The sequence below is a fragment of the Psychroserpens damuponensis genome (assembly GCF_000826655.1).
In the GTDB taxonomy this organism is placed as follows: Bacteria; Bacteroidota; Bacteroidia; order Flavobacteriales; family Flavobacteriaceae; genus Psychroserpens; species Psychroserpens damuponensis.
Genome location: NZ_JXJO01000024.1, coordinates 126,859 through 139,708 on the forward strand (window position 1 = coordinate 126,859; position 12,850 = coordinate 139,708).

Annotated in this window: 12 protein-coding genes; 9 read left to right on the forward strand and 3 right to left on the reverse strand. The window is 32.2% G+C overall.

What is annotated here, in order from left to right:
- Positions 1 to 40 precede the first annotated feature (40 nt).
- Genes TD29_RS14965 through TD29_RS14990 form a run of 6 tightly spaced genes read left to right on the forward strand, consistent with a single transcriptional unit; the run spans position 41 to position 5,045 of the window.
- The gene (locus tag TD29_RS14965) at positions 41 to 1,219 is read left to right on the forward strand and encodes a glycosyltransferase family 4 protein (RefSeq protein ID WP_040281755.1); all 1,179 of its coding nucleotides are present in this window, start codon (positions 41 to 43) and stop codon (positions 1,217 to 1,219) included.
- Entirely contained in the window at positions 1,212 to 2,102 is an 891-nt protein-coding gene (locus TD29_RS14970; protein WP_040281757.1) for a hypothetical protein, read from the forward strand. The genes TD29_RS14965 and TD29_RS14970 overlap by 8 nt, the downstream gene beginning before the upstream one ends.
- Before the next feature lie 10 nt (positions 2,103 to 2,112).
- Positions 2,113 to 2,538, forward strand: coding sequence for a hypothetical protein (locus tag TD29_RS14975; RefSeq protein ID WP_040281759.1), 426 nt, complete (start codon positions 2,113 to 2,115; stop codon positions 2,536 to 2,538).
- A gap of 9 nt (positions 2,539 to 2,547) precedes the next feature.
- Positions 2,548 to 3,672: a glycosyltransferase family 4 protein gene (locus TD29_RS14980; protein ID WP_040281761.1), complete on the forward strand. Its 1,125-nt coding sequence runs from the start codon at positions 2,548 to 2,550 to the stop codon at positions 3,670 to 3,672.
- Positions 3,669 to 4,226 carry a hypothetical protein gene (locus tag TD29_RS14985; RefSeq protein WP_040281763.1) on the forward strand — a complete coding sequence of 186 codons (558 nt, stop codon included), beginning with the start codon at positions 3,669 to 3,671 and terminating at the stop codon, positions 4,224 to 4,226. Before TD29_RS14980 ends, TD29_RS14985 begins: the two co-directional genes overlap by 4 nt.
- A complete protein-coding gene (locus tag TD29_RS14990; RefSeq protein ID WP_040281765.1) occupies positions 4,227 to 5,045 on the forward strand; it encodes a hypothetical protein in 819 nt (272 codons plus the stop codon).
- Here TD29_RS14990 and TD29_RS18045 read toward each other — a convergent pair.
- From TD29_RS18045 to TD29_RS15005, 3 genes are all read right to left on the reverse strand, one after another.
- Positions 5,040 to 5,750 carry a hypothetical protein gene (locus tag TD29_RS18045; protein WP_052467140.1) on the reverse strand — a complete coding sequence of 237 codons (711 nt, stop codon included), beginning with the start codon at positions 5,748 to 5,750 and terminating at the stop codon, positions 5,040 to 5,042. The two genes, TD29_RS14990 and TD29_RS18045, sit on opposite strands and share 6 nt — an antisense overlap.
- A complete protein-coding gene (locus TD29_RS18050; RefSeq protein WP_052467141.1) occupies positions 5,747 to 6,466 on the reverse strand; it encodes a DUF6090 family protein in 720 nt (239 codons plus the stop codon). Before TD29_RS18050 ends, TD29_RS18045 begins: the two co-directional genes overlap by 4 nt.
- 110 nt (positions 6,467 to 6,576) lie before the next feature.
- A complete protein-coding gene (locus TD29_RS15005) occupies positions 6,577 to 9,054 on the reverse strand; it encodes a zinc-dependent metalloprotease (protein WP_040281767.1) in 2,478 nt (825 codons plus the stop codon).
- Positions 9,055 to 9,238: 184 nt separating this feature from the next.
- Between TD29_RS15005 and hpf the strand changes: the two genes are divergently transcribed.
- From hpf to TD29_RS15020, 3 genes are all read left to right on the forward strand, one after another.
- Positions 9,239 to 9,541, forward strand: coding sequence for a ribosome hibernation-promoting factor, HPF/YfiA family (gene hpf, locus TD29_RS15010; protein WP_040281769.1), 303 nt, complete (start codon positions 9,239 to 9,241; stop codon positions 9,539 to 9,541).
- A gap of 151 nt (positions 9,542 to 9,692) precedes the next feature.
- On the forward strand, positions 9,693 to 10,517 hold the full coding sequence (locus TD29_RS15015; RefSeq protein ID WP_040281771.1) for an OmpA/MotB family protein: 825 nt from the start codon (positions 9,693 to 9,695) through the stop codon (positions 10,515 to 10,517).
- 131 nt (positions 10,518 to 10,648) lie between these two features.
- A complete protein-coding gene (locus tag TD29_RS15020; RefSeq protein WP_040281773.1) occupies positions 10,649 to 12,817 on the forward strand; it encodes a T9SS type A sorting domain-containing protein in 2,169 nt (722 codons plus the stop codon).
- The last annotated feature ends 33 nt before the right edge of the window (positions 12,818 to 12,850 follow it).

Sequence of the window (12,850 nt, forward strand, 5' to 3'; positions counted from 1 at the left end):
AAACAGATAAATTCATTTATATTTAACAGCAACTGATACAATGACTCTAAAACCAGAATTTATTTACATTGCATTTGATGTGTTTCCTTCTCAAAAAGGAGCTGCAACACATATTGAACATTGCCTTAAAGCATTACAAGCTACATTTAAATCGGGTTTATTAATTTGTCTAGGCAATGAAGAGATGCCTACTTTTCAATTTGATGAAGAACGACAGCTCTATGTGTACCGTTGGAAAGAAAAAGTAGTTAATTTTCTAGAACGTACTCAAAAATTTCAGGATGCTGTGACTAAGATTCTCAACCTTCCGCTTTGCGAAAACATACAATTAATTCATTTTAGAGATATTTGGGGAGGAATTCCCGTTTTGCAACACACTACAACGTATAAGACGGTTTTTGAAGTTAATGCATTTCAACATATAGAATTACCAAATAGATATCCAACAATTAGCACTTCGGTTTTAGAAAAAATAAAGCAATTAGAACAGTTTTGTGTGTCACAATCTGACGTTTTAATTACACCCTCTATAGTGACTCAAAAATTCATTATTACACAGTATAAAGTAAATGCAAATAAAGTTACTGTCATTCCTAATGGTGTGACAATTTATGATGAAGACTCTAAGATTATCACTTTAAATCGCGACAAAAATTACATTTTATATTTTGGTGCTTTACAGAAATGGCAAGGCATAAAAACGTTGTTTAAGGCTATTAAGGAATTGAAAGATTTAAATATTCAATTGGTAATTTGCACCTCTATCCCAGAAAAACGTACTGAAATTCATAAACAGCTAGCTCAAAACATTGGTGTTTTTGACAGTATAAACTGGCATTATGAATTAAACAAAAAGGAATTGGCTGTTATGATTAAAAATGCCATACTTACAGTGGCACCATTATCTGCTTGTGATCGTAATATTGTACAAGGTTGCAATCCGTTAAAAATATTAGAGTCAATGTCATATGGTATTCCTGTTGTGGCAAGTGACATTCCTGTTGTGAGAGAACTTATTGAGGATAATGTTACTGGGTTTTTAGTACCTCCAGATCGACCAGAAGATTTAGGCAGAGCAATTAGAGCATTATTAGAACAACCTGAAAAACTGAAAGCTATAGGCACTCATGCAAAACAACATATTAAAAATAATTATCTTTGGATAGATCAAGAGTCAAAAATGAAAACTGTTTATAAAAATCGACTAACTTATGTTTGAAAACGCACTGTTAAAGGATGGTCAATTCTTTATTAAAAGCAAAAAAATTAATGCTAAAAGACCAAGTGAATATTGGTTGTTGTTTTTAAAACGTTTTGTATTGTCATATAAAAAACCAAGATTTCAAACATGGATGGTTATGTTTTTTGTACCACTTTTGGTTTTTGCTGTGTTATTTGTTTTACAAATAGACTCTGAGCTGACAATGGTTATCACTATTATAAGTGTTTTTCTATCTTTTTTTATTGGTTTAATATGGAAATTTAGTACTAATATTGCTTTTGTACCTCTTGAGGAATTTCACGATTTAGCAAGATTCATTATTTCTATAAAAGGTGATATTTATAAAAATATGATCAACTTACGCTTAAACACTGGAGTTATAGAAGATAAATTAAACCTTTTAAACCCAAGTGATATTGGCTTACAACGTGCTAGTGGTGTAAAATATCATCCCTATCAATTGGAGCGTTTTAAAGCTGTATTTCATTTAAAAGACGCAACGGTTTGTACCATTTCACTACATCAAATCACCTTAAGAGTCACAACTACAAAGCGTAGAAGTAGCGGAAAAACAAAAACAAAGATGAAACGCAAACACAAATACTTTCATGCTTTAACTCTAAAATTAGACGCTTCACAATATGAGATATTAAATCAAGAACGTATCACTAACACTATTGATGGCTTTTATGATATTAGAGTTAAAACAGATGCAGGATTTCATTATGTTAAAGTAAAAACTAAGCAAAAGTTGACTTCAATTTCTTCTGAAATTAAAAAACACCATGTTCATAAAGATTCTATTTTCACTGAAATGATGCACTATTTAGAATCCAATAGCATTGTTAATTCAAAACCATCTCAAATCTTAATTCAATAATTTCAGCACTATGACTTGTCAACAAAAATCTGGTGTATTTTTAAACATCAATTGCGATAACACAAAAGAAAAAACGTGTTACAGTTGTGAGAAAGAAGTTTGCCACACGCATAGTCACAAGTTAGAAGGACATGACCTCTGTGAAGACTGTTACTGGGAAATCTTTTTATTAAGTGCACAACCACAGCAAGACCATTCAATGGGTCAACATGACGATACTATCATCGTAGCAAGTACTCCACATACAACTACAAATCCAAATACGAGCACACCATCACAACCTGAAGGGTTTGGAGATGGTTTTGGAGGAGGCGGTTTTAGTGGTGGAGGCGCAGGTGCTTCTTGGACCGAAGGAGATATGCAAAGTGTAACAGATACTGATGCGATAGGAAATAGTTTCACTGCAAATGGTGATGACACATTTTTTTACAGCTAAACACTTACAATGACGATAACCTGGTTTACAGAAAATTATCCGCCAAATAAAGGAGGCATGTCTAGAAGTTGTGATCGTATCATCACAAATCTTAGAAAACATCATACCATTCACATTTACCATTTTACTAATAAATGTAATGCCTTTTCTACTAAAACTCATGAAAACGGTTCCTATACAGCAGTCCCTGTTTTTGAAGATAGCTCTCACACCCTTAACATGTTATGGGCTTTTATTAAAGATAAGATTCATGTTAAAAATAGTGATTTGTACGTAGGCTTTGGAAGTCATTTGAACATTAAAGGCATTACGCTTATTTCAAAATGGCTGCAAAAACCAATTGTAATTTGCTTTAGAGGTAATGATTTTGATACCGCTATTTTTTCTCAAAAAAAGCAAGATTTACTGTACAGTATTGAAAACGCCTCTGCCATTGCTTGCGTGACCAAAGAAAAGGTAAATCGCATTAAAAGCATGCACCTTAATCCTCATGTGTTTTTTACTCCAAACGCTATTCATTTTGAAAATTGGCAAATTTTAAAAGCAGATATTACCCTTTCCAACCGATACAAAACCGAATTACAGCTAACAAAAACAACAAAAGTTATAGGCCTAGTTGGATTTTTAAAACAGAAAAAAGGGATTGATTTTTTTATAAATTCTCTTCGGAAATCTCAACTTCTCAACACTGTTCATTTGCACATAGTTGGTGAATTAGAACTCCATATTGAGGACATGTTACAATTGTATGATATTTCGTACTCTAAAGTAATTCCAGAATCTAAAAGCGAATTAATTGCTCATTATTTAGTTTGTGACGCTGTTGCAATTCCTTCTATTTATGATGGAATGCCAAATGTTATTTTTGAAGCAGCAGCTTTAAACATTCCAGTAATAGCGTCTAGAGCTGGCGGAATTCCTGATATTTTAAACCAACACAATGCATTTCTCTTTGATGTACTTTCTGAAACATCGCTACTCCAAGCTTTATCAGCTTTTGATCAAGCTGATAATGAAAATTTAGAATCAAAAATAAAACAACTAAAGCTAACACTTCAAAATGAGTTTAGCACATCCCATGAAACTCAACATTATTTAGATATCTTTAATCACATAACATCCACAAACCTATGACAACTAAAACTTTAATTAGATCATTGTTATTAATGCTAACTATTAGTATAATAATTTCTTGTAATACGAGTACTAAAACAACTACGACTACAGATGATTCATCTCCTACAACAACTACGCAAACTCCAAGCAGTTATACGTCTAAAATGACAAAGTCTGATAAGAAAAAATATTATGATGGTAGTACAGTCGTTTATGAAATCAAATACAAGCCAGATGGTTTTAAATTAAGAACAGCATCATCTCAATTAATATGGAAACTCAAACTTTATGAGGATAAAATTAAAATTAGTGATAATGAGGAAAATTTGAATCCGTATGAAATTAAAATAACAAATAAGTATGAAGCAAAATTAGTAAAAGATGCTATTATTTTAGCGAGAACGTCGTATGATTTAGACACTAAAACACAATCTATAGCTTCAAAAGATGATGCACAACCAAAATTTTATGAAGGCTCCTATTCTGTGAGCTATTTAGTCAATAGGATTCCTGAAATTAAAGCAGATCAACAGCAAATCATCATTGAGGAATTAAAGGCTAAAGGCTACTAAATGCATGTTTTTTATGCTCAAGGTGGCGGATTAGGACATTTAACACGAGTAGACACACTTATCAAAACCTTAGATATCCCTAAACGAGAGGTGATTATCATAACGCCTTCGGTATTTACCAATTATTTTAAAGGGTATCAATTTGTGCGGTTACGTTGGGATGAACATCATTATGATTGGGCGAAGACAATTGTACACACGCTTAAAAAATATCCGGTGACAAGGTTTTATGTGGATACGTTTCCATTTGGTTTAAAAGGCGAATTAAATCTGGTATACAGCACATTTCCGAAGTTAACGTACATCTACATTTCTAGAGTTTTAAAGTGGGATTTCTATACATCAACTGTAACCCAAAAAGCGTCTATTATTTTTTACAACACCTTGCTTTTAGAACCTTTATATGACGCACATTTAAATTGGATTACTTCTCATTCTACATCTGTAACACCAATAACTTTAAAAAGAGAAAGCCTCACTCCTATTTGTTACATGAAATCGGCTTATGTTTTGGTAGTACATTCTGGAGGAAAAGACGATGTTTTAAAAATTTGTAAGCAAGCCATTGAAGATTACAAAACACAAAATTCTATAAAAATTGTAGTGTTTACACAAGTTCATGTACACATTGAGAATGATAATGTTGTTGTAAAAAACGATGTATATCCTGTATCACAATATTTTGAAAATGCAATAAAAATTTATACAGCTGGAGGATTTAATAGCATGCATGAATTAAAAAACTACAAAGAAAAACATGTTGCAGTAGCTTTAAATAAGTTATATGACGACCAAGAATTTAGAATTTTGAACTTATAGATGTTCTAACCTTGATTTAAATCCTGCTAAGTCGTTTTCAAATCCATAAACGATATCTCCATATAGATTTACATACAAAAAGCGTAGAGAGGCAATTTGAGATTTAAACTTGTTACTATTTAAATAGCGAATACAATCATCTTTACATTTATAATCTGTTATTAACTCAACGTACCAATCTTGAGTTTTTTCAATTTCGGTTAAATTAGAAGTCATCTTCTCATAAATGATATTTTCTATGTCATTAAAGTTTTTGGCATATAATTTATAGGTACTACTTAATGCAATTAATTCCTTGGATTTTTCGCTATTATCAAGGGCTGCATTATCAATTAAATTAATTGTTGTTTGATCTAAAGGCAAATCATAAACATCATATAATAAGGTGCTTATTGAATAATCTAATCCTGTTTTTAAGCTATCATAATCTCTATCGAGCGCTTTTAAATAGATATTTTGAATGGTATCTAAATCTTTTTGAAATGCTTTAGTTTTTTGAATATCTCTTTGTAGTTGTATTATGACTTTTTTTGTTAATTCATTATTGATGTTGGCTAATTGCCTATTATTATTCCAGTTATTTATTCCTAAAGCAATAAGAATTCCTATAATTACTAATAAAATTTCTCCAAAAGCATAGGTTAAGTATTTACTAAACCTTGTGCCTTTTAATAGTTGAAATCGTTTTTTGTGGAATAGTTTCATGTTTTTTTATCTTTTAAGAGCTTAATTAAGTTTTTGATTTCGACTTGGTATTCTTTAATCATGGTTAAATAATTATCAAAATACAGTGCTTCAAAATAGGTCAATCGGTTTCTATAATCGGCACTATCAAAATAGTTTAAACAGTCTTCATTACAATAGCTTCCTACATAATAATCTGAATACCAACTATAATTATCTCTAAGATATTTCATGTTATCTACAATTTCAGAAATTATGATGTTATTTTGAAAATCAAATCCTTCTTTATCGTATTTATTATAGAACCAAAGTATAGAGTCTACTTTAGCATTTAAACTTTTAGCTTCTTTATTAAAATTGCTCAGCATATTATATCCTTGCCTATTAAAATTTGAGATATTACCTGAAGTCATCAAATATCTACAATCTTGGCAGTTTCTAATGGAGTCTTGAAATTTACCGTTGTACAGGATTTTAACTATTAACTTATTGGGCTCTTTAGAGAATTCTATAATTTCAGTAGTTTCATTGAGATCATCGTTTAAATCATTTTTAACCACTTGAATGATCCGGTTTAATTCGGCTACTTCGGCTCTATTAGTTTTCCAATTATTAATTGCCAAGGCAATAAGAATACCTATAACAACTAATATAATTTCGCCAACAGCATATATAACATATTTTTGTAATCGTTTCCCTCTTAACAATTGAAATCGATTGGTATTGAAAAACTTCATTTATTACGTTGTTGGTTAATCTAATCACTCAAATATAAACAATAAAAAACACCTTCTCAATATTAGTAAGAAGGTGTTCTAATTTTATTTTTTTCTTCGGAAATTCTAATTTATTTGGGATCTAAGATCTCTTCAATACGTTTTACTAAATCTCTATAATGATACTTCGTCACTGTATTAACCTGTCTGTTTCCGGCAGCTGCCACTTGACGTTTAAGCGTATTTAACTCACCACGAACTAAGGCTCTAACATCACTTTGTGATACATTATAATAATCATCATTTCGTCTAGACTCTAAATCTTGAGTCATTAAAAACGCCATGCGATCTACATAAGCACGTTGTAAATTTCTACGGTACACATCTACATTTTTAGTGATTTTCGCTTCAGAAAACACACCTTTTCGTAAATCTTGCATCATTGTTAATGCACTGTAATTTGTAGCATCAATACTTTCGTGATCTATTAAACGTCCCAATTTATCAAAACTTAATAAACTGTTTAAATATCTGCTTTGCAAGCGTCTTAATCGCTCTGTATATCCATTATAATCAATATTTTGAAGCAAGGTTTTATCTACTAACCAACGTGGTGTTTCAAAAGCATTGTCATGTAACCATTGCATGGATTGTTGTTGTTTTAACTTCGGAACAGCTTGATAAGCAATGCCACCTTGGCTTGGTGTAATTAAATGCTCTTCAACACCACCAACATTTCCTAAAACGTGACCAACATATCTATTATAACAACCCAGTAATTCACCATACAACTCTTCTAAATCCTCATAATTATTAGTTTGACTGCTCGTCCATTGCGGAAGATTTTGAGCTACATATTTCAGATTTTTAAGCGCATAATTAGACGCTTTTATGGCATCGTTACCAATATCTTCTGTTTGCGACGTAGGGTCAAATCTAGACCGTTGCCTTCCGAAGACATATTTTGGATCACCTGCTTTATCCATTATCCATTGATCTAGCGTTGTTTTTTCAGCTTCAGCCGAAAATGTGCCAGGAATATTACGATATCCCCAATTTATGGCATAATGATCGTAAGGACCTATTTGACGAACAAACCTAATATTCTCATCTCCAGGTTGGGCTATATAATTGTAACGTGCATAATCCATAATTGTAGAGGCAATACCAAACTCTTGCGTAAAAGCACCATTTCTATAACTCTCTACATCATAAGCTTTACTCGCGCTCATATTATGAGGTAAACCTAAGGCATGACCTACCTCATGGGCAATTACCATTTTCATCATTTCGCCAATATCTTCAGCAGGTGTATCTAAGGTTCTTGCACTTGGATTTGCCGCACCTGTTTCTAACAAATATCGATTTCTATATGAACGTAAATGGTTATGGTACCATATAATATCACTTTCTATAATTTCACCACTACGAGGATCAGACACACTTGGTCCCATTGCATTTCTAGTTTCACTAGCTACATATCTAATCACAGAATACCTAATATCTTCTGGGCTAAAATCTGGATCTTCCTCTTTTGTTGGTGGATATTTAGCAATAATTGCATTTTTAAAACCTGCACTTTCAAAAGGTTCTTGCCAAAGCTCAATACCTTCTTTTATGTATTTACGTAAACTTTCTGGTGTTGCCGGATCCAAATAATATATAATAGGTTTTACTGGCTCTACCAATTCGCCTCTTGCATAAGCTTCAGGGTCTTTTGGTTCTAAACGCCATCTTTGAATGTAGGTTTTGCGATCTGCTTTTAGCTTCTCACTACCGTAGTCAACTTGACTAAAAGTAAACCAACCTACACGATCATCGGCAAAACGCGGTTGCATAGGTTTTTCTGGTAGTAAAATCATAGATTGATTCATTTGTAAACTAATCGTTTCTGCAGATCTCGCTGAAGGCGGATTAGATGCATTATATGTCATGTCTTGTACGACTTCTATATTTTGCGGAAAACTCTTCATACCATTTATAAAACTACGTGAAGCATCTAAATTTCTAACCTTATATGAACTTCTTAAATAGCTTGGCAAACCACTAATAGCCTTAACATCACTACTATAAAATTTTGTCACATCAACCACTATAGCGGTAGAGTCTTTACTAAATGCAACAATATCAAATCCAAATAATGTAGGTTCATAATTATTAGATTTTACTGAAATGCTAATTGGCAACTCTTCATCGGCCACAGCATTATACGATCGTTCTTTAATTAACACTTTATTATCAAAACGCTGCCAAGCTACAAGTCGCTCGCCTGTTTTTGAGCCTGCATTAATATAACCTCCTCCTAAATTGGCTGGGATTTTTGCTATTCTACTTACTAGGAGCATATCTTTTCCTAAATGCTCATTTGGAATTTCAAAAAAGTACTTCTCTCCTACTTTATGAACTTTAAATAAACCATCATCTGTAATAGCATCTTTGGTAATGACCTTATCATAAGGTTTTATTTTGCCTTGATTTTTTTTAGGTGCAGGTTGAGCAACTTCCGTAGTATTCTTTTTTTTACGCTTACTTTTTTTAGACTGTGCTTGATGAGTTAAAGGCATTAATGACATGAGTAATGCCAATGCATACAGAAACGTTTTTTTCATATTGATTGAATGTGATTAATTTGAATAGTTTCTAAAATTAATAAAACCAACTTAGGAAATTATGAATTTCACAAAATTTTAAGGGCTTTCTACTCCATTTAGCATATGAGATAAAAATGTTAAGGATAGCGATACTATGGTTACTTAGTAAATTGTAAGTTGGACCAAACTAAAAATATAAATTATGAAAATCAATTATGAATATAATGATGTTACGGCTAGTAAAAGCTTAGAAACATTTACAGAAGAAAAATTAGAATCTATTTTCACACGTTTTGAATTTGTTATTAGAGCTGATGTGTTTTTTAAAACTGAAAACACATCTAGTGATGAAACCGGAATGCAATGTGGTATTAGATTAAGCGCACCAGGACCACGTTTATTTGCTGAAGCTTCTCATGATAATTTTAGGGATGCCGTTTCAGAAACTGTTAACGAACTCACTAAACAGCTGCAAAAACGTAAAGAAAAAATAAAAACCTATTAAAGCAATTAATCACTTGTTATTGTGAATCTTAAACAAAATGAGATGTTTTTAATTTTCTTAAAATATTCACAATTTTAATAAATTATAGTCCGTATCGGCATTAACATCGTAAATATAATCGTAAACCAATTTTTTAAACTAATTAAACAATATGAAACGAATTTCAGTAATAGTACTATCAGCAATATTTTTCACAGCATGTGTTTCTAAAAAGAAATACTTGGCTTTAGAGCAAGATAATGGAGAATTAAAGAGTGAACTAACTAAAACTAAAGTCGCCAATGAAGAACTAGAATCTAAGTTTGCTAAAATACAGCAACGTGTAGATAGTTATAATTCTAAAATTAATGAATTAACAGATGATAACAATGCTAAATTGGTTTCTGTTGATGGTGTTGTAATTTCAGAAAACCAAAAAGTTGCAATGCGAGAATCTCTTAAAAATGTACCGCCAGCTTATATGGCTACTGCAAAAACGCTAAAAGATTCAATGAACTTAGCCATGCAATTTAACTTAAAGTCATCATTAGAAAACATTGATGAAGATGAGGATATTGCTATTAATATTGAAGAAACCGTTGTGATGATTTCAATTTCAGATAAAATGTTATTCAACTCTGGAAGTTATAAGATTAGCAATAAAGCAGATGAAATTTTACAGAAAATCGCAAATGTGATTAATTCTGAAGAAAGTTTAGACGTTATGGTTGAAGGTCATACAGATAATAAACTAATGAAAAACACAGCTGCAGTAAAAGATAACTGGGACTTAAGTGTTTTAAGAGCAACTTCTGTAGTTAGAAAATTACAAAATGAATATAATGTAGCTCCAGAGCAATTAATTGCTGCAGGTCGTAGCTTTTATAAACCATTAACAACAAATGATACAAACGAGAACAGAGCTACAAACCGTAGAACTCGTATCGTTATTTTACCAAATATTGACAAATTCTTTGCGATGATGTCATCTAATTAATACTTACTTAACCTATAGTAATTTGTGGTTAATTAATCCTGAAAAGGCCGTTGTTTCAACGGTCTTTTTTTTGTTTAATATGCTTAGTATCAAAAACTTTTTTAAATTTGAGACGAATCTAAGCTTAACCTATGAAAAAAATTACATTTTTAATTCTATTATTTTTTGCAACTTACTCTCAAGCACAACATACTGTTGCGAGAGATTGGAATGAAATGACGTTAACTGCTATTAGAGCTGATTTTGCAAGACCTACAGTTCATGCTAGAAATTTATTTCACTCATCAGTGTTGATGTATGATGCTTGGGCAATGTTTGATGCACAAGCCCAAACTGTATTTCTAGGTAAAACGTTTGGAGGTTATAATTGTAACTTTAATGGTATTGCTGTACCTGTAAATATCGACACAGCAAGGCATGAAATTATAAGTTATGCTATGTATAGATTACTCAATCATCGTTTTCAAAATTCTCCTGGAGGTTCTGCGTTATTAGATGAATTTGAATTACTTTTTACTTCATATGGTTACGACACAAGTTTTACATCTATAGATTATAGTACGAATTCATATGCTGCCTTAGGAAATTATATGGCTAGTGAAATGATTGCTTTTGGTTTACAGGATCATTCTAACGAACAAAATGATTATGCTAATCAATATTACGGATCAGTAAATCCGCCATTAATATTAGAAAACTATTACAATACAAATGATATAAACCCAAATCGTTGGCAACCTTTAGCTTTTGATGTATTTGTTGACCAAAGTGGCAACGAATACCCATTAGACACACCTCCTTTTTTAAGTCCAGAATGGGGAGAAGTCACTCCTTTTTCATTATCTGCTACAGATTTACAAATTTTAAACAATGGTTTTGACAGTTATATCTATAACGATCCTGGAGCTCCTGCTTATATTCAAAATTCAAATGAAGATGGCATTACTGATCCTTACAAATGGAATTTTGCGTTAGTCGCAGCATGGTCTGCACATTTAGATCCTAACGATCCTACATTAATTGATATTTCACCTGGTGCCATAGGGAATTATGATTTAAGCAATTATCCAGATACTTTTGCTGAATATCAAGCCTTTTATGATTTCACTAATGGTGGTGACGCGAGTACAGGACATCCTGTGAACCCAAAAACTGGACTATCATACACACCTCAAATGGTTAAACGTTCTGATTATGCAAGAGTTCTTGCAGAATTTTGGGCAGATGGACCAGACTCTGAGACACCTCCTGGACATTGGTTTACATTATTAAATTATGTGAGTGATCATCCTTCCGTAGTAAAAAAAATAGCAGGTGTTGGTGCTGTAGTTCCCGATTTAGAATGGGATGTTAAATCGTATCTAGCGCTCGGTGGAGCTATGCATGATGCAGCCATTAATACTTGGGGAATTAAAGGATATTATGACTATGTACGACCAATTTCAGCCATTCGATATATGGCAGGTAAAGGACAAAGTACAGATGCTAGTTTACCGAGTTATGATCCTCATGGTATTCCATTAATCAATGGTCTTATTGAGTTAATTGAAACTGGCGATCCTTTAAGTGGTGAGAATGATGAAAATGTTAACCGAATTAAAATTAAAGCTTGGAAAGGACCTGACTTTATTTCTGATCCAACTACAGATACTGCAGGTGTAGATTGGATTATCGGTACCCATTGGTGGCCATACCAACGAGGTACCTTTGTAACACCTCCTTTTGCTGGCTATTTATCTGGTCACTCCACGTTTTCTCGTGCAGCAGCCGAAGTGTTAACTCAATTTACTGGTGACGCATTTTTTCCTGGCGGAATGGGAACTTTTGATATTACACAAAATGATTTTCTAGTATTTGAAGTTGGTCCTAGTCAAAGTTTTACGCTACAATGGGCAACATATCAAGATGCATCAGACCAAACAAGTTTATCAAGAATTTGGGGGGGAATTCATCCTCCTGAAGATGATATTAAAGGACGAATTATTGGAGATAAAATTGGACGCGAAGCTTTTAACCTTGCTTTAGCATATTTTGAAGGTACATTAAACATCGATGATTATACTACTGAAGAAACCGTTATCATTTCTCCAATACCTTTTAGAGATCACCTTACAGTATCTACAAACCAAGCCTATCATATTGATATTTATACATTAGATGGAAAACTAGTTTTAGAAAATCAGGTTTTAAACGGTCAAAATACTTTAAACACAACACATTTAGAATCTGGACTATATTTTGCAAAATTTAGTTCTCAAACTAATAACAGTTCAATTATTAAAAAAATCATAAAATACTAGTACTTTCTGTAAGACATAAGGTAATTTTGCATA